Source organism: Streptomyces sp. NPDC048255 (assembly GCF_040652415.1).
Classification (GTDB): domain Bacteria; phylum Actinomycetota; class Actinomycetes; order Streptomycetales; family Streptomycetaceae; genus Streptomyces.
Window position 1 is genome coordinate 1 of the sequence record NZ_JBEZMA010000083.1, and the last position, 24,569, is coordinate 24,569.

At 72.0% G+C, this 24,569-nt stretch carries 22 protein-coding genes; 2 read left to right on the plus strand and 20 right to left on the minus strand.

Going from position 1 to position 24,569, the window contains the following annotated elements:
* Positions 1-95: 95 nt before the first annotated feature.
* Positions 96-1,556: a transcription antitermination factor NusB gene (locus tag AB0D94_RS34860; protein WP_362060862.1), complete on the minus strand. Its 1,461-nt coding sequence runs from the start codon at positions 1,554-1,556 to the stop codon at positions 96-98.
* A 143-nt stretch (positions 1,557-1,699) separates the two neighbouring features.
* Positions 1,700-2,644: a methionyl-tRNA formyltransferase gene (fmt, locus tag AB0D94_RS34865; protein WP_362060865.1), complete on the minus strand. Its 945-nt coding sequence runs from the start codon at positions 2,642-2,644 to the stop codon at positions 1,700-1,702.
* A 261-nt stretch (positions 2,645-2,905) separates the two neighbouring features.
* On the opposite strand from fmt, the gene AB0D94_RS34870 reads away from it, so the two are divergent.
* Positions 2,906-3,427 carry a hypothetical protein gene (locus AB0D94_RS34870; protein WP_362060868.1) on the plus strand — a complete coding sequence of 174 codons (522 nt, stop codon included), beginning with the start codon at positions 2,906-2,908 and terminating at the stop codon, positions 3,425-3,427.
* 184 nt (positions 3,428-3,611) lie between these two features.
* Here AB0D94_RS34870 and AB0D94_RS34875 read toward each other — a convergent pair whose 3' ends face one another.
* From AB0D94_RS34875 to pyrR, 14 genes are all read right to left on the minus strand, one after another.
* Positions 3,612-5,711 carry a primosomal protein N' gene (locus AB0D94_RS34875; protein ID WP_362060871.1) on the minus strand — a complete coding sequence of 700 codons (2,100 nt, stop codon included), beginning with the start codon at positions 5,709-5,711 and terminating at the stop codon, positions 3,612-3,614.
* A 124-nt stretch (positions 5,712-5,835) separates the two neighbouring features.
* Positions 5,836-7,044: a methionine adenosyltransferase gene (gene metK, locus AB0D94_RS34880; RefSeq protein WP_362060874.1), complete on the minus strand. Its 1,209-nt coding sequence runs from the start codon at positions 7,042-7,044 to the stop codon at positions 5,836-5,838.
* A 194-nt stretch (positions 7,045-7,238) separates the two neighbouring features.
* Positions 7,239-8,453: a bifunctional phosphopantothenoylcysteine decarboxylase/phosphopantothenate--cysteine ligase CoaBC gene (coaBC, locus tag AB0D94_RS34885; RefSeq protein ID WP_362060877.1), complete on the minus strand. Its 1,215-nt coding sequence runs from the start codon at positions 8,451-8,453 to the stop codon at positions 7,239-7,241.
* A 126-nt stretch (positions 8,454-8,579) separates the two neighbouring features.
* The gene (rpoZ, locus tag AB0D94_RS34890; protein WP_004948662.1) at positions 8,580-8,852 is read right to left on the minus strand and encodes a DNA-directed RNA polymerase subunit omega; all 273 of its coding nucleotides are present in this window, start codon (positions 8,850-8,852) and stop codon (positions 8,580-8,582) included.
* Between the two features lie 69 nt (positions 8,853-8,921).
* Positions 8,922-9,485, minus strand: coding sequence for a guanylate kinase (gmk, locus tag AB0D94_RS34895; protein ID WP_362060881.1), 564 nt, complete (start codon positions 9,483-9,485; stop codon positions 8,922-8,924).
* Positions 9,486-9,546: 61 nt separating this feature from the next.
* Positions 9,547-9,870, minus strand: a complete 324-nt coding sequence (locus AB0D94_RS34900) for an integration host factor (RefSeq protein WP_008740406.1) — start codon at positions 9,868-9,870, stop codon at positions 9,547-9,549.
* Positions 9,871-10,218: 348 nt separating this feature from the next.
* The gene (gene pyrF, locus AB0D94_RS34905) at positions 10,219-11,061 is read right to left on the minus strand and encodes an orotidine-5'-phosphate decarboxylase (RefSeq protein ID WP_362060885.1); all 843 of its coding nucleotides are present in this window, start codon (positions 11,059-11,061) and stop codon (positions 10,219-10,221) included.
* Positions 11,058-12,167 carry a quinone-dependent dihydroorotate dehydrogenase gene (locus tag AB0D94_RS34910; protein WP_362060919.1) on the minus strand — a complete coding sequence of 370 codons (1,110 nt, stop codon included), beginning with the start codon at positions 12,165-12,167 and terminating at the stop codon, positions 11,058-11,060. The genes pyrF and AB0D94_RS34910 overlap by 4 nt, the downstream gene beginning before the upstream one ends.
* 187 nt (positions 12,168-12,354) lie before the next feature.
* The gene (gene carB, locus AB0D94_RS34915; RefSeq protein ID WP_362060888.1) at positions 12,355-15,663 is read right to left on the minus strand and encodes a carbamoyl-phosphate synthase large subunit; all 3,309 of its coding nucleotides are present in this window, start codon (positions 15,661-15,663) and stop codon (positions 12,355-12,357) included.
* Positions 15,656-16,819 carry a glutamine-hydrolyzing carbamoyl-phosphate synthase small subunit gene (carA, locus tag AB0D94_RS34920; RefSeq protein WP_362060891.1) on the minus strand — a complete coding sequence of 388 codons (1,164 nt, stop codon included), beginning with the start codon at positions 16,817-16,819 and terminating at the stop codon, positions 15,656-15,658. Before carA ends, carB begins: the two co-directional genes overlap by 8 nt.
* Complete coding sequence (locus AB0D94_RS34925) at positions 16,816-17,397, minus strand: hypothetical protein (protein WP_266937912.1); 582 nt, start codon at positions 17,395-17,397, stop codon at positions 16,816-16,818. Before AB0D94_RS34925 ends, carA begins: the two co-directional genes overlap by 4 nt.
* Complete coding sequence (locus AB0D94_RS34930; RefSeq protein WP_362060895.1) at positions 17,394-18,680, minus strand: dihydroorotase; 1,287 nt, start codon at positions 18,678-18,680, stop codon at positions 17,394-17,396. The genes AB0D94_RS34925 and AB0D94_RS34930 overlap by 4 nt, the downstream gene beginning before the upstream one ends.
* 2 nt (positions 18,681-18,682) lie before the next feature.
* Entirely contained in the window at positions 18,683-19,675 is a 993-nt protein-coding gene (locus tag AB0D94_RS34935) for an aspartate carbamoyltransferase catalytic subunit (RefSeq protein WP_362060898.1), read from the minus strand.
* Positions 19,676-19,792: 117 nt separating this feature from the next.
* A complete protein-coding gene (gene pyrR / locus AB0D94_RS34940; protein WP_362060901.1) occupies positions 19,793-20,377 on the minus strand; it encodes a bifunctional pyr operon transcriptional regulator/uracil phosphoribosyltransferase PyrR in 585 nt (194 codons plus the stop codon).
* Positions 20,378-20,642: 265 nt separating this feature from the next.
* Here pyrR and bldD point away from each other — a divergent pair, with 265 nt between their 5' ends.
* A complete protein-coding gene (gene bldD / locus AB0D94_RS34945; RefSeq protein WP_030026184.1) occupies positions 20,643-21,143 on the plus strand; it encodes a transcriptional regulator BldD in 501 nt (166 codons plus the stop codon).
* A 186-nt stretch (positions 21,144-21,329) separates the two neighbouring features.
* Here the strand turns inward: bldD and nusB are convergent, their stop codons facing one another.
* The 4 genes from nusB to AB0D94_RS34965 all read right to left on the minus strand — a co-directional run bounded on the left by nusB (position 21,330) and on the right by AB0D94_RS34965 (position 24,355).
* Entirely contained in the window at positions 21,330-21,758 is a 429-nt protein-coding gene (nusB, locus tag AB0D94_RS34950; protein ID WP_362060906.1) for a transcription antitermination factor NusB, read from the minus strand.
* 3 nt (positions 21,759-21,761) lie between these two features.
* Positions 21,762-22,328: an elongation factor P gene (gene efp / locus AB0D94_RS34955; protein ID WP_362060909.1), complete on the minus strand. Its 567-nt coding sequence runs from the start codon at positions 22,326-22,328 to the stop codon at positions 21,762-21,764.
* A gap of 58 nt (positions 22,329-22,386) precedes the next feature.
* A complete protein-coding gene (locus AB0D94_RS34960) occupies positions 22,387-23,493 on the minus strand; it encodes an aminopeptidase P family protein (protein ID WP_362060912.1) in 1,107 nt (368 codons plus the stop codon).
* A gap of 124 nt (positions 23,494-23,617) precedes the next feature.
* Positions 23,618-24,355, minus strand: a complete 738-nt coding sequence (locus AB0D94_RS34965) for an AAA family ATPase (RefSeq protein WP_362060916.1) — start codon at positions 24,353-24,355, stop codon at positions 23,618-23,620.
* Between the last annotated feature and the right edge of the window lie 214 nt (positions 24,356-24,569).

The window sequence follows — 24,569 nt, forward strand, 5'->3', positions numbered from 1 at the left end:
TCGCCCGGTTTGTGGGGGGGGGGGGGGCTTCACTCGTCGTTCACCCGCCCGGGGGGGGGGGGGGCCCCGGCCCCCCCCCCCCCGCCGCGCCACGGCTACGCCGTGCGCCTCAGCAGCGCCAGGTACATCGCGTCCGTGCCGTGCAGGTGCGGCCACAGCTGGACGTCGGGGCCGTCGCCCAGAGCCGGTACGCCCGCCATGTACGGCCGGGCGTCGACCAGTTCGGCGGAGACCGGGGAGGCGCCCGCGCCGCGGCCCTTCAGGACGTCGTCCACGACCACCCGGGTTTCCGCCAGGTGCGGCGAGCAGGTCGCGTAGCCCACGACACCGCCCACCCGTACCGCCGCGAGCGCCTCCCGCAGCAGCCCGCGCTGGAGCGGCGCGAAGCCCTCCAGGTCCTCCGGGCGGCGGCGCCAGCGGGCCTCGGGCCGGCGGCGCAGCGCGCCCAGGCCCGAGCACGGCACGTCCACCAGGACCCGGTCGAAGGAGCCCGGGAGCCACGGCGGCCGGGTGCCGTCCGCCGCGATGACCTGGTAGGGGCCGGGGTTGCCGGCCAGCGCCTTCTCCACGAGCCGCGCCCGGTGCGGCTGCTTCTCCGAGGCCAGCAGGAACGCCCCGCGCTGCGCCGCCAGCGCCGCGAGCAGGGCCGCCTTGCCGCCGGGGCCCGCGCAGCCGTCGAGCCAGCGCGCGTCGCGGCCCTCGACGGGCACCGCGGCCAGCGCCATCGCGACCAGCTGGCTGCCCTCGTCCTGGACCCCGGCACGCCCGTCGCGCACGGCCTCCAGCGCGCCCGGCTCGCCGCCCTCGGACATCCGCACGGCGTACGGGGACCAGCGGCCCGGCAGCGCGGAGTCCTCGCCGACCGCCTCCAGCAGCTCCTCGGGCGTGGACCGTCCCGGCCGCGCCACCAGAGTGACCTCGGGCCGCTCGTTGTCGGCCTCCAGCAGGTCCTCGATCCCGGCGCGGCCGCCGCCCAGCGCGTCCCACAGGGCGCTGACGACCCACCGCGGGTGCGAGTGGTAGACGGCGAGGTGCTCCTCGGCGTCCTCCTCGTACGGCGGGGCGACCCGCTCCAGCCAGCCGTCCAGGTCGTGCGCGGAGATCTTCCGCAGCACGGCGTTCACGAACTTCGCGCGCCCGTCCCCGAGCACCACCCGGGCCAGCTCCACGCTCGCGGAGACGGCCGCGTGGGTCGGGATGCGGGTGCCCAGCAGCTGGTGGGCGCCGAGCGAGAGCACGTCCAGCACCGGCGGGTCCACCTCCCGCAGCGGGCGGTCGATGCAGGCCTTGATGACGGCGTCGTACGTGCCCTGGCGGCGCAGCGTCCCGTAGACCAGCTCGGTGGCCAGGGCCGCGTCCCGCGCCTGGAAGCTCTCGTCCTGGCGGGCCTTGCGCAGCAGCGGCGGCAGAACGAGGTTCGCGTAGGCGTCGCGCTCGTCCACCGCCCGCAGCACCTCGAAGGCCAGCATCCGGACGGGGTCCTTCTGGGGACGGCGGTACGGCTTGGCCGGCCGCTTGCCTGCGGCGCTGCGCGGGGGACGGGACTGATCGCTCACGTGAAAGGTGCTCCGGATGTACGAGGTGCCACGGGTGTGCGGGTGGGACGAGGGCGGCCGGTCGGCGGCTCGGGGAATGGCGGGCCGGGCGGTGCGGACTGCGCGGTGCCGCGCGCGCTGCTGCTGCGACGGTGCGGTGGGATTCAGCCTACGTCGGCGCCGCCGAGCCGCTCGCCGGGAGCGATGCGCACCCCGCGCGCCCAGTCGGCGCCGCGCATCGGCTTCTTGCCCTGCGGCTGCACCCAGAGCAGCTCCACGGCGTGCGAGCCGGTGCCGACGAAGACGTTGTTCTTGGCGGGGGCCAGCACGCCGGGGGCCAGGTCGGTGCGGTCGGGCACCAGGCCCACCGAGATCAGCTTGAGCCGCTCGCCGCGGAAGACGGTCCACGCGCCGGGCGCCGGGGTGCAGCCGCGCACCACGCGGTCGGCGCGCATCGCCGGAGCGGCCCAGTCGATCCTGGCGTCCTCCACCGTGATCTTGGGTGCGAGGGAGACCCCGTCGGCGGGCTGGGCCACGGCCCGCAGGGTGCCGTCCTCGATGCCGTCCATGGTGGCGGCGAGCAGGCCGGACCCGGCGAAGGCGAGCCGCGTCAGCAGGTCGCCGCTGGTGTCGGTCGGCCGGATCTCCTCGGTCAGGATCCCGTAGACCGGGCCGGTGTCCAGGCCCTCCTCGATGAGGAACGTGGACGCGCCGGTGACCTGGTCGCCCGCCATGATGGACTGCTGGACGGGCGCCGCCCCGCGCCAGGCCGGCAGCAGGGAGAAGTGCAGGTTGACCCAGCCGTGCCGGGGGATCTCCAGGGCGCTCTTGGGGATCAGCGCGCCGTAGGCGACGACCGGGCAGCAGTCCGGGCCGATCTCGCGCAGCCGGGCCTGGAAGTCCGGGTCGCGCGGCCGGGCGGGCTTGAGGACCTCGATGCCGGCTTCCTCGGCGCGCTCGGCGACCGGGCTGGCGACGAGCCTGCGGCCGCGGCCGGCCGGCGCGTCGGGCCGGGTGATGACGGCGGCCACCTCGTGCCGCCCGGAGGCGATCAGGGCGTCCAGGGCGGGCACGGCGACCTCGGGGGTGCCTGCGAAGACCAGCTTCACTGGGGTCCTACCTCGCTATCTCGGCTGTCAGCAGCGCACCAGTCTATGGGGCCCGCACGCGGTACACCGCCTGGGTCCGGGCCGCCGCCACGAGGGGGCGTACGCACACACGCGCGCCTCTCGCATATGCCGACACGCCCCCAGAGCGTGACCTGGCCGCCAGGTGGCGCGTTGGTCAAGAGAGATTGACCAAAACGGGCCGCGTTTGAACGGTGTACGCGGCCCGCTCCGCCCTTCAGCACCGGTTCGAGAGGCTTCTTCATGGCCGACCACGCCACCCACGACGCCCAAGCCCGGGCCAGCCTGCACCTCCTGGTGCGGGACATCGAGCGGGTTCGCCGGCAGGTGGATGCCCTGCGTACGCTGACCGCCCAGCTCGGCAATGTGTACCGCCCGCGCCGCTCAGGTCCCTCCACGGGCTTCGTCGTCTACGGCCGGGCGCCCGCGCCCACCGTCCGCCTCGCCCAGGAGCTGCGGGACAGCGTCGAGACGCTGGTCACCGCCGCGGTCGACTTCGACCGCTCGCTCGGTTTCTCGTGGGACGCGGTCGGCTCGGCTCTCGGCGTCACCAAGCAGGCCGTGCACCGGCGCTACGGCGCCCGGCGGGCGCAGAGCGCCGAGTCCACCGAGCAACTGGCCGAGGGCACGACCACCCGGACCCTCGGGCCGCTCCCCACGGTCCCGGCGGCCCGCTCCGTACCGCCGCAGCCGATGCGCGAGGAATCCCAGGCCGCGGCGGGCGCCGCCCGCCAGTCGGCCTTCCCGGGCCCCCGCAACGGCTGACCGCAGCACCGCACCGCCCCCACCGCCGGGACGCCGACCCCCGACGGCCGGGCGACACCAGGCACACCGAGCACACCGAGAGCCTGTACCGAACGCGCCCCCGGCAAAACGATCCTCGTGGTCGCCGCGCCGGGGGCGCTCGTGCACCGGCCCGGCCTCCGGCCCGCTGTGCGGACCGGCGCCGTCAGCCGATGTCCAGCGGGTCGATCCGGACCCGCACCGCCTCCGAGGCCGCGACGCCCCGCGCCAGCCGGGCCGCCTGGGCCGACTTGAGGGCCGCCGCGAGCGCGGCTCCGGTGCCCGGCGGGACCCGGACCAGCGCCCGCTCCCCCGGCGACGGCTCCCCGCGCCGCCCGGGCAGCGGCACCGGCCCCAGGATCTCGGCGTCCGCGGGCAGGTCGGCGGCGGCCAGGAAGTCCTCCACGGCGGCGCCGCGTCCGATGACGGACGCCATCCGGGACACGGGCGGGAACCGCAGTTCGGCGCGTTCCGCCAGCTCCCGCAGCGCGTGGCCGACCGGGTCCCACCTGACCAGCGCCTGAACGGGCCGCAGCGTCGGCTCGGCCACGACCACCACCTGGCCCTCGCCCCGTACGAGGCAGGACGCGGCGATCCAGCGCCGCAGGGCCTCCTCCCCGGCCCGCAGGTCGGGAAAGCCGACCATGGCCCAGCCGTCCAGCAGCAGGGCGGCCGCGTACCCGGCGCCCTCGGCCACCGGTTCGGCCCCGGGGGTCGACACGACGAGCGCGGGCTCGTCGGGCACGCGCTCCAGGACGTGGTCGCGGCCCGAGGTCCGCACGGGCACCGCGGGGAAGGCCCGGCCGAGCTCCTCGGCGGTCCGCCGGGCGCCGACGACCTGTGCCCGCAGCCGGAAGGACCCGCACTCCTCGCAGTGCCAGGAGGTCTCCTGGAGCCCGCACCACCCACAGTGCAGCTCCCGCTCGTCCGGGGCCTCCAGCGGTCCGGCGCAGGTCCGGCAGCGCGCCGGGGTCCGGCACCGCTCGCAGGCCAGCCGGGGCACGTAGCCGCGCCGCGGCACCTGGACGAGTACGGGCCCGGTCTTCAGCCCCTCCCGTACGGTCTCCCAGGCCAGGCTCGGCAGCCGGGCGGCCCGGGCCGCGCCGTCCCGGGCCAGCAGCTCGTCGCCGACGGTCCGGATCCTGGGCGCGACGGCGCGTACGGTCTCGCGGTCGGCGACCAGCGGCCGGGCCCAGCCGGACTCCACGAGCTGGGCGGCCTCCACGGTGCAGCTGGTGCTGCCCAGCAGGAAGCCGCAGCCCTCGGTCAGCGAGCGCAGCTGGAGCACCTCGCGCACGTGCGGGTGGGGGACGTTGGTGTCGCTGTGGCTGGCGTCCCCGTCGTCCCAGATCGCCACCAGGCCGAGGCGGTGCACCGGGGCGAACATCGCGGCCCGGGTCCCGATGACGGCCCGCACCGATCCGCGGTGCACCGAGAGCCACTGGGAATAGCGCTTCTGCGGGCCGGACTCGGCCGTGAGGAGGGTGTGCAGCCCCTTGCCTACGAGGGCGGTCAGCGCCTCGTCCACCCGCGCGGCCGCGCGGCCGTCGGGGAGCACGGCCAGCGCTCCCCGGCCCGAGGCGAGGGTGGCCGCCATGGCCCGGGCGAGTTCCTCGGGCCAGCCCGGTCCGGGCAGGGCGGTCCACACCGCTCGCGGGCTCGCGCCGGAGGCCAGCTCCCGCAGGAAACCGGGTCCCGCCGGGTAGCGGTCCCAGCCGCCGGGGGCGGGCGCGCCGGGGGCGGGCAGCGGGTCGGGCGAGGGACGGCTCTCGGCCTGTCCGTGGCGGGGCGGGATCGCCAGTTGCAGGACGTCGGCCAGGCTGCCGCCGTAGCGGCGGGCGACGGCCCGGCATAGCTGCTCGATCTGCGGGCTGAGCACCCGCTCCGGCGACACCACCTGGGCCAGGGCCGCCAGGGGGCCCTCGTAGTCCGTCTCGGCCACCCGCTCGATGAGGTAGCCGTCGATCAGGCCGCCGCCCTCGCGCCGCCCCTCTCGCACCCTGCCCTCGCCCGCGCCGAAGCGCACCCGGACGCGGACACCGGGCTGGGCGTCCTCGGCGAGGCTCTCGGGGACGGCGTAGTCCCAGGTCTGGTCGAGGTGCAGGACGCCCTTGTTGACCAGGACCCTGGCGATCGGCAGCTCCGGGGCCAGCGCCGCGCCGCGCCAGGTGCGCGGTTTCGCCTTGGGCGCCTTGGCCTTCGCCTCGGCCACCATCTCCCGGATCAGCGCGAGCTGCTCCGGCGGGGAATCGTTCGAGCTGCTCACATCAGCATTCTTACCAAACCCCGCTGACAGCGGACGGGCCCGGCCGGTACCGACCAGCCCCGTCCGGGCATGCGAACGGCCCCGGACCAGCTGGTCCGGGGCCGTTCGGCGCGAGCGGTGGTGCTTACAGACCGGCGGCGGCGCGCAGGGCGTCGACGCGGTCGGTGCGCTCCCAGGTGAAGTCGGGGAGCTCACGGCCGAAGTGGCCGTAGGCGGCGGTCTGCGCGTAGATCGGGCGCAGCAGGTCCAGGTCGCGGATGATCGCGGCGGGGCGGAGGTCGAAGACCTGCCCGATCGCGTCCTCGATCTTCTGGACCTCCACCTTGGCGGTGCCGAAGGTCTCGACGAACAGGCCCACCGGCTCGGCCTTGCCGATCGCGTACGCGACCTGGACCTCGCAGCGCGAGGCCAGACCGGCGGCGACCACGTTCTTGGCGACCCAGCGCATCGCGTACGCGGCGGAGCGGTCGACCTTGGACGGGTCCTTGCCCGAGAAGGCTCCGCCACCGTGGCGGGCCATGCCGCCGTAGGTGTCGATGATGATCTTGCGGCCGGTCAGGCCGGCGTCGCCCATCGGGCCGCCGATCTCGAAACGGCCGGTCGGGTTCACCAGGAGCCGGTAGCCCTCGGTGTCCAGCTTGATGCCGTCCTCGATGAGCTGGGCCAGCACGTGCTCGACGACGAACTCGCGGATGTCGGGAGCGAGCAGCGAGTCCAGGTCGATGTCCGAGGCGTGCTGCGAGGACACCACGACGGTGTCCAGGCGCACGGCCTTGTCACCGTCGTACTCGATGGTGACCTGGGTCTTGCCGTCGGGACGCAGGTACGGGATGGTCCCGTTCTTGCGGACCTCGGACAGCCGGCGGGACAGCCGGTGCGCCAGGTGGATCGGGAGCGGCATCAGCTCGGGCGTCTCGTCGCACGCGTAGCCGAACATCAGGCCCTGGTCGCCCGCGCCCTGCTTGTCGAGCTCGTCCTCGTCGCCTTCGACACGCTTCTCGTACGCGGTGTCGACACCCTGCGCGATGTCCGGGGACTGCGCCCCGATGGACACCGACACGCCGCACGAGGCGCCGTCGAAGCCCTTCTTCGAGGAGTCGTACCCGATCTCGAGGATCTTTTCGCGGACGAGCTGCGCGATCGGCGCGTACGCCTTCGTCGTCACCTCTCCCGCGATGTGCACGAGACCGGTGGTGATGAGCGTCTCCACGGCCACACGCGAGGTCGGGTCCTCGCGCAGCAAGGCGTCGAGGATCGTGTCGCTGATCTGGTCAGCGATCTTGTCGGGGTGGCCCTCGGTGACGGACTCCGAGGTAAACAGGCGGCGGGACACATCGCTCCCTGGGGTTGCAGCGGCTGCTGGCTGATCATTTGGCGGAACCACATCGGAGGCTGCGCCCGATCACGTTCCGAATGCAGTTTATCCGTCGCCACCGTTTAACGGACCACCTGTCTCGCCTTATGGGAGCCACGTGACCTGCGACACTCCATTCTGGCGCACGGATCCGCGCAGGAGAAGCGCCGCGTTCAGGCGCGTCGCGGGGCGAGCCTGGGGGCCACCTGGTCCCAGATCACCTCCGCCAGGGCTTCCTTCGGGCCATAGGGAACCTGGACCTCCGCTCCGTCCGAGGCCAGGATCACAGCCTCGTTCTCCTCCGAACCGAAGGTCTTGGCCTCCCCGACCTCGTTCACGACGAGCAGATCGCAGCCCTTGCGCAGCAGCTTGGCCCGGCCGTTGGCCAGCACGTCGTCGGTCTCGGCGGCGAACCCCACCACCACCTGGCCCTCCCGGGCCCGGTCGGCCGAGATCTCCGCGAGCACGTCAGGGTTGCGCACGAGCGCCACGGGGGCGGGCTCCTGCCCGTCCTTCTTCTTGATCTTGCCGGACGCGTACTCGGCGGGCCGGAAGTCGGCCACGGCCGCGGCCATCACCACGGCGTCCGCGTCCCGGGCCGCCTCCAGCACCGCCTCCCGCAGCTGCACGGCCGTCCCGACGCGCACGAGGTCCACCCCGGCCGGGTCGGCGAGCGCCGTGTTGGCCGCCACCAGGGTGACCCGGGCCCCGCGCGCCACGGCGGTACGGGCGAGCGCGTACCCCTGCTTGCCGGAGGAGCGGTTGCCGAGGAAGCGGACGGGGTCCAGCGGCTCCCGCGTACCGCCGGCGCTGATCACCACGTGCCGGCCGGCGAGGTCCGGCCCGGCCGTCCCGCGCGCCAGGACCCCGCGGCACACCTCGAAGATCTCCTCGGGGTCGGGCAGCCGCCCCTTGCCGGTGTCCTTGCCTGTGAGCCGGCCGACGGCGGGCTCGATGACGACGGCTCCGCGCCGGCGCAGCGTGGCCACGTTCTCCTGGGTGGCCGGGTGCTCCCACATCTCGGTGTGCATGGCCGGGGCGAAGACCACCGGACAGCGTGCGGTGAGCAGGGTGTTCGTGAGCAGGTCGTCGGCCAGCCCGTGGGCGGCCTTGGCCAGCATGTCCGCGGTGGCCGGGGCGACGACGACCAGGTCGGCGGCCTGGCCGATGCGCACGTGCGGCACCTCGTGGACGGTCTCCCACACCTCGGTGGAGGCCGGGTTCCCGGAGAGGGCGGCCCAGGTGGCCTCGCCGACGAAGTTCAGGGACGCCGCCGTGGGCACCACCCGTACCTCGTGGCCGGACTCGGTCAGCCGGCGCAGCAGCTCGCACGCCTTGTAGGCGGCGATCCCGCCGCTCACCCCCAGCACGACCTTCGGCTTACCCATCCACGCACTCCCCTTTGACGAACTCGACGCGTCCGACGGCTCCGGCTCGGGCCGTCGTGCCCCTCCATGACACACCACAGGCCCGGCAGATGTTCTGCCGGGCCTGCGGTGAAAGGACTCGGTGTCCTACTGAGCCGGGGCCTCGATGGCCTCGGAGGTCAGCAGACCCGCGTTGATCTCGCGCAGCGCGATCGAAAGCGGCTTCTCGTGGACGTGGGTGTCCACCAGCGGGCCGACGTACTCGAGCAGGCCCTCACCGAGCTGCGAGTAGTACGCGTTGATCTGACGCGCGCGCTTGGCCGCGTAGATCACGAGGCTGTACTTCGAGTCCGTGGCCTCGAGCAGCTCGTCGATCGGCGGGTTGATGATGCCCTCGGGCGCAGTGATGGAAGAGGACACGCTCTACCTTCCGAAGATGGGTGAATGATCGAAACGTTGACTAACAACGATCGAAGAATCGATCAACGATCAGACAACTTCCATCAAGGCTAGCAGCTCACGCGCCACGTCCTCGACGGAGGTGTTGACAAGGGTGGTGTCGAACTCCGATTCGGCAGCGAGTTCGATCTTGGCCTGCTCCAGCCGGCGCGCGATGACCTCGGCCGATTCGGTGCCGCGGCCGGTCAGCCGGCGGACCAGCTCGTCCCAGCTCGGCGGAGCCAGGAAGACCAGCTGGGCCTCGGGCATGGAATCCCGGACCAGCCGGGCGCCCTGGAGGTCGATCTCCAGCAGGACCGGCTCGCCGTTCTCCAGGCGTTCCAGTACCGCGCCGCGCGGTGTGCCGTAGCGGTTGCCCGCGAACTCGGCCCACTCCAGCAGCTCGCCGTTGGCGATCAGCTTGTCGAACTCGTCGTCGTTGACGAAGAAGTAGTGGACTCCGTGTCGCTCACCGGGCCGCGGCTTGCGGGTGGTGGCCGACACCGAGAGCCATACCTCCGGGTGGACCTTGCGCATATGCGCGACGACCGTGCTCTTGCCGACCCCCGAAGGGCCGGAGAGCACGGTCAGCCGCGGACGAACCTCTGCTGCCATAGAGCGATTATCCAGGTTCTCGGGACTGCCTGAGAACGCCGGACGAACTCCGGGCGACGCGTCAGCCGGCAGGAGTGCCGAACTCACGCTCCAGAGAAGCGATCTGGTTGGAGCCGAGACCTCGAACACGCCGGGACTCGGAGATGCCGAGGCGCTCCATGATCTGCTTGGCGCGCACCTTGCCCACGCCAGGCAGGGACTCCAGCAGGGCGGAGACCTTCATCTTGCCGATGACGTCGTTCTCCTGGCCCGTCTTGATGACCTCTTGGAGCGAGGCGCCGGAGTGCTTGAGTCGATTCTTGACCTCGGCCCGCTCCCGGCGAGCCGCGGCGGCCTTTTCGAGCGCGGCTGCGCGCTGTTCAGGGGTAAGGGGCGGAAGAGCCACGCCTACGTCACCTCGGATGTCGAACTGTCGGATACGGACCGGTGCGGAACCCGCAGGCACCACACCTGGCGAGCTCCCGAACAGCGGTGATACTCGTTCGCTGCTCGTTCACTCTGATCGGAGACTAGCGGCCATGGCCGCTCCAGTCAGCGAGAACGGACGAAAAGTCCTGGTCAGCCTCCACTGAACCGTACATCACGGACAAAATACCCCTGATTTGTCCGGTGAAAGCCGTTCGAATTTCGTCAAGCCGTACGACGCACCCGTCCGACATCCGCTCTGAACGACCCGAATCCGTGTGCGGCGCGAGCCCGCGAGGCCCCGCGCCGCGCCGCGCCGCCCCGGAAGCTACGCGGAGACGGCCGCGCGGATCTCCTCCGCGAAGGCCGCCGCGGACGCGCGCAGGGCCGCGGTGTCCGGACCGTGCTTCAGGACGCCCCGCGAGACGTTCGGCACGACGTTGCGCACGGCCTTGCCGAACACGGCCGGCAGGTCGGCGGCCGTGGCCCCCTGCGCGCCGATGCCGGGGGCCAGCAGCGGCCCGTTGATGTCCAGGTCGAAGGAGGACAGGTCGCCCAGCGTGGCCCCGACCACGGCTCCGAAGGAGCCCATGGGCTCGGCGCCCGCGTTCTCCGCGGCCAGGTGCGCCAGCATCGTCGCGCCGATGGTGCGGCCGTCCTCCCGCACCGCCCGCTGGACCTCGGCGCCCTCCGGGTTCGAGGTCAGGGCCAGGACGAACAGGCCGGCGCCCGACTCCCGGGCCAGGTCCACGGCGGGCTTCAGCGAGCCGTATCCCAGGTACGGGGAGACCGTCAGCGCGTCGGAGAAGAGCGGGGAGGCCGGGTCCAGGAAGGCCGAGGCGTACGCCGCCATGGTCGAGCCGATGTCGCCCCGCTTGGCGTCCATCACCACGAGGGTGCCCGCCGCGCGCGCGTCGGCCACGGTCCGCTCCAGCACCGCGACACCGCGCGAGCCGAACCGCTCGAAGAAGGCCGCCTGCGGCTTGAAGACCGCCACCGAGTCCGCCAGCGCCTCCACGACCGTACGGGAGAACCGCTCCAGGCCGGCGATGTCGTCGGCCAGGCCCCACTGCGCCAGCAGCGCGGCGTGCGGGTCGATCCCGACGCACAGCGGGCCTCGGGTGTCCATCGCCTCGCGCAGGCGGGTGCCGAACGGGGTCACAGTGCTCACTTCGCGGCCTTTCGGGTCTCGGCGCCCACCGCTTCGGCGAGCGTCGCGTACGGGCTGGTGGCCAGGCGTGCGGCCAGGCCCTTGTGGATGGCGCGGGCGTAGAAGGGACCCTCGTAGATGAAGGCGCTGTAGCCCTGGACCAGCGTGGCGCCGGCCAGGATGCGCTGCCAGGCGTCCTCGGCGTTCTCGATGCCGCCGACCCCGACCAGGACCAGCCGGTCGCCCACGCGGGCGTACAGGCGGCGCAGGACCTCCAGCGAGCGCTCCTTGACGGGCGCCCCGGACAGCCCGCCGGTCTCCTTCACCAGGGACGGAGCGGACTTCAGCCCCAGGCCCTCGCGGGCGATGGTGGTGTTGGTCGCGATGATGCCGTCGAGGCCGAGCTCCAGCGCCAGGTCGGCGACCGCGTCGACGTCCTCGTCGGCCAGGTCCGGGGCGATCTTGACCAGCAGCGGGACCCTGCGGTCGGTGACCACCCGGTCCGCGGCCTCCCGTACGGCGGTCAGCAGCGGCCGCAGCGATTCCGTGGCCTGGAGGTTGCGCAGGCCGGGGGTGTTCGGGGAGGAGACGTTGACCACGAGGTAGTCGGCGTGGCGGGCGAGGCGCTCGGTGGAGGCGACGTAGTCCCCCACCGCCTCCTCCTCGGGCACGACCTTGGTCTTGCCGATGTTGACGCCGACGACGGTGTTGAAGACCGGGGTACGGGCGGCCAGGCGCGCGGCGACGGCGGCCGAGCCCTCGTTGTTGAAGCCCATGCGGTTGATCAGCGCACGGTCCGGGACCAGCCGGAACAGCCGCTTCTTGGGGTTGCCCGGCTGGGCCCGGGCCGTGACGGTGCCGATCTCGATGTGGTCGAAGCCGAGCATCGACATGCCGTCGATGGCGACGGCGTTCTTGTCGAAGCCGGCCGCGAGCCCGAAGGGGCCGTGCATCCGCAGGCCGAGGGCCTCGGTGCGCAGGTTCTTGTGGCGGGGGGCGAGCCAGGCGGCGAGGAAGGTGCGCAGCACCGGGACGCGGGCGGCGAGGCGGATCCACCGGAAGGCCATGTAGTGGGCCTGCTCCGGGTCCATCCGCTTGAAGACCAGGTTGAAGAAGAGCTTGTACATCGTCGAGAAGGATCCCTCTGCGCTCATGGGAAGGGGGACACCCGTCGTGAAACCGGTGTCCCCCCTCCCGTGTCCGGGCTGTACGGGCTTGTCAGGGCCTGTCCGGTCCGTCAAGCCGGGCTCGCGGGGTCTGGCACGCACGCACCAGACCCCGCTCCCTTATCCGGCCTGACGGACCGGGCAGACCCTAGTCGCGGGCCGCGGTCAGGTGCTCCGCGTGCTCCTGGAGGGAGCGCACGCCCACGCCGCCGTGGTTGAGGGCGTCGATGCCCTGCACGGCCGCGGCGAGCGCCTGGACCGTGGTCAGGCACGGGACGCCGCGCGCCACGGCCGCCGTGCGGATCTCGTAGCCGTCGAGGCGGCCGCCGGTGCCGTACGGGGTGTTGACGATCAGGTCGACCTGGCCGTCGTGGATCAGCTGGACGATGTTCTTCTCGCCGTTCGGGCCCTCGCCTTCGCTGAGCTTGCGCACCACGGTGGCGTTGATGCCGTTGCGGCGCAGCACCTCGGCGGTACCGGAGGTGGCCATCAGCTCGAAGCCGTGGGCGACGAGCTCGCGCGCCGGGAAGATCATCGAGCGCTTGTCGCGGTTGGCGACGGAGATGAAGGCGCGGCCCTTGGTGGGCAGCGGGCCGTAGGCGCCGGCCTGCGACTTGGCGTAGGCCGTGCCGAAGACGGAGTCGATGCCCATGACCTCGCCGGTCGAGCGCATCTCCGGGCCGAGGACGGTGTCCACGCCGCGGCCGTGGATGTCGCGGAAGCGCGACCACGGCATGACGGCCTCCTTGACGGAGATCGGCGCGTCGAGCGGCAGGGTGCCGCCGTCGCCGGTCTTCGGCAGCAGGCCCTCGGCGCGCAGCTCGGCGATGGTGGAGCCGAGCGAGATGCGGGCGGCGGCCTTGGCGAGGGGGACGGCGGTCGCCTTCGAGGTGAAGGGGACGGTCCGGGAGGCGCGCGGGTTGGCCTCCAGGACGTAGAGGATGTCACCCGCCATCGCGAACTGGATGTTGATCAGGCCGCGGACGCCGACGCCCTTGGCGATGGCCTCGGTGGAGACGCGCAGGCGCTTGATGTCGTAGCCGCCGAGGGTGATCGGGGGCAGGGCGCAGGCGGAGTCGCCGGAGTGGATGCCTGCTTCCTCGATGTGCTCCATGACGCCGCCGAGGTAGAGCTCGTGGCCGTCGTAGAGGGCGTCGACGTCGATCTCGATGGCGTCGTCGAGGAACCGGTCGACCAGCACGGGGCGGGTCGGGGAGATCTCGGTGGACTCGGCGATGTACGACTCGAGGCGGGTCTCGTCGTAGACGATCTCCATGCCGCGGCCGCCGAGCACGTAGGACGGGCGCACCAGGACCGGGTAGCCGATCTCGTCGGCGATGGCCTTGGCGCCGGCGAAGGTGGTGGCGGTGCCGTGCTTGGGGGCGGGCAGGCCCGCGTCGGCGAGGACCTGGCCGAAGGCGCCGCGGTCCTCGGCGGCGTGGATGGCCTCCGGGGAGGTGCCGACGACGGGGACGCCGTTGTCCTTGAGGGCCTGGGCGAGACCCAGGGGGGTCTGGCCGCCGAGCTGGACGATGACACCGGCGATGGGGCCGGCCAGCGACTCAGCGTGAACGATCTCCAGCACGTCCTCGAGCGTCAGCGGCTCGAAGTACAGGCGGTCGGAGGTGTCGTAGTCCGTCGAGACGGTCTCCGGGTTGCAGTTGACCATCACGGTCTCGTAGCCGGCGTCGCTGAGGGCGAAGGAGGCGTGGACGCAGGAGTAGTCGAATTCGATGCCCTGGCCGATGCGGTTCGGGCCGGAGCCCAGGATGATGACCGCGGGCTTGGTGCGCGGGGCGACCTCGGACTCCTCGTCGTAGGACGAGTAGAAGTACGGGGTCTTCGCGGCGAACTCGGCGGCGCAGGTGTCGACCGTCTTGTAGACCGGCCGGACGCCCAGCGCGTGCCGGACCTCGCGGACGACGTCCTCGCGCAGGCCGCGGATCTCGGCGATCTGGGCGTCGGAGAAGCCGTGGCGCTTGGCCTCGGCGAGGATCTCGGGGTGGAGCTTCTCCACGGCGGCCAGCTCGTCCGCGATCTCCTTGATGAGGAAGAGCTGGTCGACGAACCAGGGGTCGATCTTCGTGTACTCGAAGACCTCCTCCTGGGTGGCGCCGGCGCGGATGGCCTGCATGACGGTGTTGATGCGGCCGTCGGTGGGGCGGACCGCGGTGGCGAGCAGCTCCTCCTTGTCGCCGACCGGGCCGACGAAGCTGAACTGCGAGCCCTTCTTCTCCAGGGAGCGCAGGGCCTTCTGGAGGGCCTCGGTGAAGTTGCGGCCGATGGCCATGGCCTCGCCCACCGACTTCATGGTGGTGGTGAGGGTGGCGTCGGCGAGCGGGAACTTCTCGAAGGCGAAGCGCGGGGCCTTGACGACGACGTAGTCGAGGGACGGCTCGAAGGAGGCCGGGGTCTTCTCGGTGATGTCGTTGGGGACCTCGTCGAGCGTGTACCCGATGGCCAGCTTGGCGGCGATCTTGGCGATCGGGAAGCCGGTGGCCTTCGAGGCGAGCGCCGAGGAGCGCGAGACGCGCGGGTTCATCTCGATGACGATGACGCGGCCGTCGACCGGGTCGATCGCGAACTGGATGTTGCAGCCGCCGGTGTCGACGCCGACCTCGCGGATGATCGCGATGCCGATGTCGCGCAGCCGCTGGTACTCGCGGTCGGTCAGGGTCATCGCCGGGGCGACGGTGATGGAGTCGCCGGTGTGGACGCCCATCGGGTCGAAGTTCTCGATGGAGCAGACGACGACCACGTTGTCCTTGGTGTCGCGCATCAGCTCCAGCTCGTACTCCTTCCAGCCGAGGATGGACTCCTCCAGGAGCACCTCGGTGGTCGGGGAGAGCGTGAGGCCCTGGCCGGCGATGCGGCGCAGTTCTTCCTCGTCGTGGGCGAAGCCGGAGCCGGCGCCGCCCATGGTGAAGGAGGGGCGCACGACGACGGGGTAGCCGCCGAGGGTCTCGACACCGGCGATGACGTCGTCCATCGAGTGGCAGATGACCGAGCGGGCGGACTCGCCGTAGCCGATCTTCGCCTTGACGGCTTCGACGACGCCCTTGAAGAGGTCGCGGTCCTCGCCCTTGTTGATGGCCTCGACGTTGGCGCCGATGAGCTCGACGCCGTACTTCTCCAGCACACCCTGCTCGTGCATGGAGATCGCGGTGTTCAGCGCGGTCTGGCCGCCGAGGGTCGGGAGCAGCGCGTCCGGGCGCTCCTTCGCGATGATCTTCTCGACGAACTCGGGAGTGATCGGCTCGACGTACGTGGCGTCGGCGATCTCCGGGTCGGTCATGATCGTCGCGGGGTTGGAGTTCACCAGGATGACCCGCAGGCCCTCGGCCTTGAGGATGCGGCAGGCCTGGGTACCGGAGTAGTCGAACTCGGCGGCCTGCCCGATGACGATCGGGCCGGAGCCGATGACCAGGACGGACTGGATATCGGTGCGCTTAGGCACGCTCGGCCTCCATCAGGGCGGTTTCCATCAAAGACGTGAAGCGGTCGAAGAGGTACGCGGCGTCGTGCGGGCCCGCGGCCGCCTCGGGGTGGTACTGGACGGAGAAGGCCGGCTGGTCGAGCAGCTGGAGGCCTTCCACGACGTTGTCGTTCAGGCAGACGTGGGAGACCTCGGCGCGGCCGTAGGGGGTCTCGGACACCTTGTCGAGGGGCGCGTCCACGGCGAAGCCGTGGTTGTGCGCGGTGATCTCGACCTTGCCGGTGGTGCGGTCCTGCACCGGCTGGTTGATGCCGCGGTGGCCGTACTTCAGCTTGTAGGTGCCGAAGCCGAGCGCGCGGCCCAGGATCTGGTTGCCGAAGCAGATGCCGAAGAGCGGGGTCTTGCGGGCGAGGACGCCCTGCATGACGGAGACCGCGTGGTCGGCGGTGGCCGGGTCGCCCGGGCCGTTGGAGAAGAACACGCCGTCGGGCTGGACCGCGTACACGTCCTCGACGGTGGCGGTGGCGGGCAGCACGTGCACCTCGATGCCGCGCTCGGCCATCCGGTGCGGGGTCATGCCCTTGATGCCGAGGTCCACGGCGGCCACGGTGAACTTCTTCTCACCGATGGCGGGGACGACGTACGTCTCCTTGGTGGCGACCTCGGCGGACAGGTTCGCGCCCTTCATCTGCGGGGCTTCCTTGACGCGGGCCAGCAGGGCCGCGTCGCGGACGCCGTCCCAGGCCTCGCCGGAGAAGATGCCGACGCGCATGGCGCCGCGCTCGCGCAGGTGGCGGGTCAGGGCGCGGGTGTCGATGCCGCAGATCCCGACGACGCCCTGCTTGACGAGCTCCTCGTCCAGCGAGCGCCGGGAGCGCCAGTTGGAGGGGACGCGCGCGGGGTCGCGTACGACGTAGCCGGCCACCCAGATGCGGGAGGACTCGGGGTCCTCGTCGTTGACGCCGGTGTTGCCCACGTGCGGGGCCGTCATCACGACGACCTGCCGGTGGTACGACGGGTCGGTGAGGGTCTCCTGGTAGCCGGTCATGCCGGTGGAGAACACGGCCTCGCCGAAGGTCTCCCCCACAGCGCCGTAGGCGCGGCCGCGGAAGATCCGACCGTCCTCCAGGACGAGTACGGCGGGAGCTTTGGCTGCTCCCCTGGTGGAGGTCGTCATCGTTCGGCGCCTTCCGTCGTGGTGGATGAGTTCATGAGGTTGATCGCCTCGACCCAGGCGGCGTGCTCGGCCGCGCGGTCGGAGCGGAATCCGGAGTCGATCTGCTTGTCACCGTGCGCCCAGGTGACGACGAGCAGACCGCCCTCGGTGAGTACCTTGCCCGCGATTCCCTTGTCGAGGCGGGCGCCGCGCAGCTGCGCGGCCGGTACGAAGAAGTCGGTGGCACCCGGACGGACCACGTCGAGGCCCGCGTCGGTGAGCGTGAGCTCGACCCGGCTGCGGACGCCCAGGCCGTGGGCGACGATCCGGTCGAGCCACTGCCCGGCGGTGGTGGACCCGTGGTACCGGCCGGTCAGGGCCAGCCGGTGCTCGGGGAGACCGTCGGGGGCGGCGGGCAGCTCCGGCAGATCGTTCTGCAGAGCGCCTCGCCATTTCCAGCCCTGCCGCATCAGCCAGTACACGAACGCGATGAAGACGAGCAGGCCGAGCACCCACGCCATGCGCGCGCCCCAGTCCGTCACCTCCGCCGACCGTCGTTCGGCGGCCTCGGCGGCCAGTTGGATTACTGCAGGTGTCACGCCAGCGTCCCGTCCACGACCGTTGCCCGGCCCCGCAGGAAGGTGTGAGTGACGCGACCCGGCAGCTCACGGCCCTCGTAAGGCGTGTTGCGGCTGCGGGAAGCGAAGCGTGCGGGGTCCACAGCACCACGGTACGAGGTATCGACCAAGGTCAGGTTCGCGGGTTCACCTGCCGAGACGGGACGGCCGTGGTTCTCCAGGCCGCCGATGCGCGCCGGGGTGAAGGACATCCGCTGCGCGACACCCGCCCAGTCGAGCAGTCCGGTCTCCACCATCGTCTGCTGGACGACGGAGAGCGCGGTCTCCAGGCCCACCATGCCCATGGCGGCGGCGGCCCACTCGCAGTCCTTGTCCTCGTGCGGGTGCGGGGCGTGGTCGGTGGCGACGATGTCGATCGTGCCGTCGGCGAGCGCCTCGCGCAGGGCCAGCACGTCGCGCTCGGTGCGCAGCGGCGGGTTGACCTTGTACACGGCGTTGTACGAGCGGACCAGTTCCTCGGTGAGGAGGAGGTGGTGCGGGGTGACCTCGGCGGTGACGTCGATGCCGCGGGACTTGGCCCAGCGGACGATCTCGACGGAGCCGGCGGTGGAGAGGTGGCAGATGTGGACGCGGGAGCCGACGTGCTCGGCGAGGAGGACGTCACGGGCGATGATCGACTCCTCGGCGACGGCGGGCCAGCCGCCCAGGCCGAGCTCGGCGGAGACGACGCCCTCGTTCATCTGGGCGCCCTCGGTGAGGCGGGGCTCCTGGGCGTGCTGGGCGACGACGCCGCCGAAGGCCTTCACGTACTCCAGGGCGCGGCGCATGATCACCGCGTCGTCGACGCACTTGCCGTCGTCGGAGAAGACGGTGACGCGGGCGGCGGAGTCGTGCATGGCGCCCAGCTCGGAGAGCTGCTTGCCCTCCAGGCCGACGGTGACGGCGCCGATGGGCTGCACGTCGCAGTAGCCGGATTCCTTGCCCAGGCGCCAGACCTGCTCGACGACGCCGGCGGTGTCGGCGACCGGGAAGGTGTTCGCCATGGCGAACACGGCGGTGTATCCGCCGGAGGCAGCGGCGCGGGTGCCGGTGAGGACGGTCTCGGAGTCCTCGCGGCCGGGCTCGCGCAGGTGGGTGTGCAGGTCGACGAGGCCGGGGAGGAGGACCTGGCCCTCGGCCTCGATGACGGTCGCGCCCTCGGCGGAGAGGTTCTGGCCGACCTGGGCGATGGTCTCGCCGTCGATCAGGACGTCCTGCGCCTCGCCACCGAGTACCTTCGCGCCACGGATCAGGATCTTGCTCATGGTTACTTGCTCTCCTCGGTACGGGCAGCGGCGGGCGTGGTGGTGACGGCGGGCTCGGAGCCTCCGAGCAGCAGGTACAGGACGGCCATCCGGGTGGACACGCCGTTCGCGACCTGCTCGACGGCCGTGCAGCGGTCGGAGTCGGCGACCTCGGCGGTGATCTCCATGCCGCGGTTCATCGGGCCGGGGTGCATCACGATGGCGTGCTCGGGCATCTTCGCCATGCGGTCGCCGTTGAGCCCGTACCGGCGGGAGTACTCGCGCTCGGTCGGGAAGAAGGCGGCGTTCATGCGTTCGCGCTGCACACGCAGCATCATCACCGCATCGGACTTGGGCAGCACCTCGTCGAGGTTGTACGAGACCTCGCACGGCCAGCTCTCGACGCCGATCGGGACCAGCGTGGGCGGGGCCACCACGGTGACCTGGGCGCCGAGGGTGTGCAGCAGCTGCACGTTGGAGCGGGCCACTCGGCTGTGCAGGACGTCGCCGACGATGGTGATCCGGCGGCCGTTCAGGTCCTTGCCGAGTCCGGCGTCCCGGCCGACCAGGCGGCGGCGCATGGTGAAGGCGTCCAGCAGGGCCTGGGTGGGGTGCTCGTGGGTGCCGTCGCCTGCATTGACCACGGCGGAGTCGATCCAGCCGGAGGTGGCGAGCCGGTAGGGCGCGCCGGAGGCGTGGTGGCGGATGACGACGGCGTCCGCGCCCATGGCCTCCAGGGTCAGGGCGGTGTCCTTCAGGGATTCGCCCTTGGAAACGGAGGAGCCCTTGGCGGAGAAGTTGATGACGTCGGCGGAGAGCCGCTTGGCCGCCGCTTCGAAGGAGATCCTGGTGCGGGTCGAGTCCTCGAAGAAGAGGTTGACGACGGTGAGGCCGCGCAGGGTGGGCAGCTTCTTGATCGGCCGGTCCGCGACGCGGGCCATCTCCTCGGCGGTGTCGAGGATCAGGACGGCGTCGTCGCGCGTGAGATCGGCGGCCGAGATGAGGTGGCGCTTCATCTGGATGGCTCCGTGGGTCGGAAGGGCGCAGGCAGGCGGGCTGACTGGCAGGAGTAAGGGCAGGGCGGAGCGGGCACGGCACGGCGCGGGACCCCGCGGGGCCCTCACGCGTACGGATTACTGCCCTGCGGCCCGGGCGGTCTGCTGGCCGAGCAGCACGGCGTCTCGGCCGTCCTCCTCCTGGAGCTGGACCTTGACGGTCTCCCGCAGCGACGTGGGGAGGTTCTTGCCGACGTAGTCGGCGCGGATCGGCAGTTCGCGGTGGCCGCGGTCGACGAGGACGGCGAGCTGCACGGCGCGGGGGCGGCCGAGGTCACCGAGTGCGTCGAGGGCGGCGCGGATGGTGCGGCCGGAGAAGAGCACGTCGTCGACGAGGACGACCAGGCGTCCGTCGAGGTCGTCGCCGGGGATCTCGGTACGGCCGATCGCACGGGCGGGCTTCATCCGCAGGTCGTCGCGGTACATGGTGATGTCGAGGGAACCGACCGGGATCTTCCTGCCGGTGATCTCTTCGAGCTTGGCGGCCAGCCGGCGGGCGAGGTACACACCGCGGGTGGGGATTCCGAGGAGCACCACGTCGTCGGCGCCCTTGGCGCGTTCGACGATCTCGTGGGCGATGCGGGTCAGGACCCGTGCGATGTCCTGCGCCTCGAGAACGGGGCGGGCATCGCCGGTCTGGATCTGAGCAGCCTGAGTGTCCATGAAAAGGACCTCCTTCTCCGCCTCACGGGACGGACCTTAAAGGACGTCTGATGTACGTGGACCACGGTACCAGGGCCTTTGCGCCGCCTCCGCCCGGGACCCCGCGCGGGCCCCCTGAAAGGGGCGGCGGAGACCATTCGGCTTGACGCATCCAAGTAACGCTGCGTAACCTCACAGTGAGTTACCAGCCGCGCGGCGGAGCCGCACGTGGTCAATGTCGTCACAGCGTCCATGTCGTCACAGCGTCACAGCGTCCGGGAGCGTTATGTCCAGCGAATACGCCAAACAGCTCGGGGCCAAGCTCCGCGCCATCCGCACCCAGCAGGGCCTTTCCCTCCACGGTGTCGAGGAGAAGTCCCAGGGCCGTTGGAAGGCCGTGGTGGTCGGTTCGTACGAGCGCGGGGACCGCGCCGTGACCGTCCAGCGCCTTGCCGAGCTGGCGGACTTCTACGGGGTTCCGGTGCAGGAGCTGCTGCCGGGCACGACTCCGGGCGGGGCTGCCGAGCCGCCGCCGAAGCTCCGTCTCGACCTGGAGCGCCTCGCGGGTGTGCCCGCGGAGAAGGCCGGTCCGCTCCAGCGTTACGCGGCGACCATCCAGAGCCAGCGCGGCGACTACAACGGCAAGGTGCTGTCGATCCGCCAGGACGACCTGCGCACCCTGGCCGTCATCTACGACCAGTCGCCCTCGGTCCTGACCGAGCAGCTGATCAGCTGGGGCGTGCTGGACGCGGACGCCCGTCGCGCCGTGGCGCACGAGGACGTCTGAGTTTCAGGCCCCAGACCAGCAGAAACGTTTACCGGTGGCGCCGGTCCCGCAAGGGGCCGGCGCCACCGGCTTTTCACGTGCGGCGGGCGGGGCGCGAAAGACGGAAGGGCGCGAAGAGGGGCGCGAAAGGCGGAGGGCCCGCAGCGCGTGCGCTGCGGGCCCTCCGTCCGACCGAACCGCCGCGGACTACTCGCGGCGCAGGTTCGGCTTCAGCTCCTTGAAGCGGCCCAGCAGACCGTTCACGAACGTAGGAGAGTCGTCCGTGGAGAACTCCTTGGCCAGCTGGACGGCCTCGTCGATGGCCACGGCGTCCGGGGTGTCGTCCACCCAGATCAGCTCGTAGGCACCGAGCCGCAGGATGTTGCGGTCCACGACCGGCATGCGGTCGAGCTCCCAGTCCACGGCGTAGGTGATGATCAGGTCGTCGATACGGTTCACCTTGTCGGCGTAACCCTCGACCAGGTCCATCGTGAAGGCGCTGACCGGCGGCTGCCGGTCGTCCGTCCGCGCGTGGCGGATCCAGTCCGCGAGGACCTCGCGCACGGGCACACCGCGCTGGTCGGCCTCGAAGAGGATCTGGAAAGCGCGCTTGCGCGCATTGCTCCGAGCAGCCACGGGTTAGTTGCTCTTCCGGCCGAGGTAGTCGCTGGTGCGGGTGTCGACCTTGACCGTCTCGCCGGTGGTGATGAAGAGCGGGACCTGGATCTCGTAGCCGGTCTCCAGCGTGGCGGGCTTGGTGCCGCCGGTGGAGCGGTCGCCCTGGACGCCCGGGTCGGTGTGCTCGATCTTGAGCTCGACCGCGGCCGGGAGCTCCACGTAGAGCACCTCGCCCTCGTGCTGGGCGACGGAGGCGGTGAAGCCCTCGATCAGGAAGTTGGCGGCGTCGCCGACGGCCTTCTTGTCGACCATCAGCTGGTCGTAGGTGTCCATGTCCATGAAGACGAAGTAGTCGCCGTCCATGTACGAGAACTGCATGTCACGGCGGTCGATGGTGGCCGTCTCGACCTTGACACCGGCGTTGAAGGTCTTGTCGACGACCTTGCCCGAGAGCACGTTCTTGAGCTTGGTGCGCACGAAGGCCGGGCCCTTGCCGGGCTTGACGTGCTGGAACTCGACGACGGACCAGAGCTGGCCCCCGTCGAGCTTCAGCACCATGCCGTTCTTGAGGTCGTTCGTGGAAGCCACGGTTGCGGAATCTCCTGCACTGGAAGACCACGGGTGCGCGCACAGTCCGGCGGGCGGACTAGAGCGCGAGCAGCTCCTTGGTCGTAATGGTGAGTAGCTCTGGACCGCCGTCCGCCTCGGGGCGCACGACGAGCGTGTCATCGATCCGGACACCTCCCCGGCCCGGGAGGTGAACCCCCGGTTCGACGGTGACCGGCACGCAAGCGTCCAGTTTACCCATTGCCGTAGGTGCAAGCTGCGGGTCCTCGTCGATTTCGAGACCGACGCCGTGTCCCATCCACGCCGCGAGGGCTTCCCCGTGTCCCGCGGAGTCCAGTACGGAGCGTGCCGCGTGGTCCACGTCCCGGTACGCGGCGCCGGGCAGCAGCGCCTCCCGGCCGGCCCGCTGGGCGGCGAAGACGAGTTCGTACAGCTCGATCTGCCAGTCCGCCGGGGTGGTGCCGATCACGAACGTCCGGCCGATCTCGCACCGGTAGCCGCGGTAGTTGGCGCCCAGGCAGACGGAGAGGAAGTCGCCCTCCTCGACTCGGCGGTCGGAGGGCCGGTGCCGGGAGCGCCCGGAGTGCGGGCCCGTACCGACGGAGGTCGGGAAGGCGGGTCCGTCGGCCCCGTGGTCGACGAGCCGCCGCTCCAGCTCCAGGGCGAGGTGGCGTTCTGTGCGCCCCACCAGGATCGACTCCAGCAGCTCGCCGAGGGCCTGGTCGGCGATCTCGGCGGCGATCCGCAGGCAGGCGATCTCCTCCTCGTCCTTGACGAGGCGCTGCTGCTCCACGGCGGTGCCGAGGTCGGCGAGGCGCAGCGCCGGCGCCACGGAGTGCAGGGCCCGGTGCCGGCCCACGGTGAGGTGGTGCTCCTCGACCGCCAGCGAGTCGGCCCGTACGGCGGCGGCCAGGTCGGCGGCCGCGACCGCCGGGTCCCCGCCGGGGGACGACAGCACCGAGACGGTGAGCCGCTCGTCCAGGCGGCCCTCGTCGACCTCGCCGGTGGGCGCCGCGCCGCAGAAGAGCACGTCGTCGGCCGGACCCACCAGCAGCACCGCGCCCAGCGGGGACGCGCCGGAGAGGTAGCGGACGTTCGCCGGACGCGTGATCAGCGCGGCGGCGTTCCCCGCGGCGGCACATCGGTCGCGGAGCAGGCCACGGCGGGCGGCGTACACGTCTGACATGTCTTCGAGCGTACGAGCGCCGGGCGCCTGCGGCCTGGTGAGCGCGTCCGGACGGGGCCGCCGCCGCCTCTGGGGGCTCCGCCCCTGGGGCGGCGGCGCGCCCCTGCACGGCAGAACCGCAGCACTAGGTCAGCGCACGCGCCAGGGCTTCGTCCAGGGCTCGCGCCGTGCCCTCCACGTCGAGGTGGGAGTTGTCGATGATCGGGAGCCCGGAGCCGTACCAGCCGGCCATCCGGCCGTGGATCCGCGCGACCTCCTCGTCGGAGAGCCTGCGGTTGCCCGAGCGGGCCGCGTTGCGCTCCAGGACGATCTCCAGGCCCGGCAGCAGGACCACCGGCAGCAGCGCGGGGCCCACGTGCCGCTTCCAGCCGCCCAGCCCCACCACGGGCCGGTCGGGGAAGACGGCGTCGTCGAGGATGCAGGAGATCCCGTTCGCCAGGAAGTTGCGGGCGGCGAAGCCGCAGGTGCGGCGGGCGAGGCGGTACTGGGCCTCGGAGTGGTCGTTCCAGCCCGCCTGCGGGTCCGCGAAGCCCGAGCAGACCCACTCCCGGACGTCGTCCAGGCTGACGTGGGCGGTCGGCACCGGGCGGGTGCTCGCCCAGTGCCGGGCCACGGTGGTCTTGCCCGCGCCCGCCGGGCCGATCAGCAGCACGGCGAGGGTGGCCCCTCCCGTACCCGCCACGGCGGGCGGGAGGGGGATGTGGCCGGTGGCCTCCGCCACGGGCTGTGCCGGGGGCGGCGGCAGGGGTGGCGGGGTGCCCGGCCAGCCCTGCGCCGGGGGTATCGGAGGCTGTGGCGGCGCGGCCGGGTGCTGTCCCGACTGCCCCCAGCCTGCGCCCCCGCCCCCCACTCCTTGCTGCATCCGCTGCCACTCCGTCTCGTTCCGGCGACTGATGCGAGAACGTTATATGACCCGGCGGGCCATGCCGTCCACCAGCACCGGCTACCGGTGGCGGGGGGGGGGGCCCGGCGCCCCCCCCCCCCGCCCCCCCGGGGGGGGGGCCCCCCCCGGGGCCCCCCCCCCCCGGCCCCCCCGGGGGCGCCCGAGGGCGAGCCCCCCCCCCACCCCCGGGCGC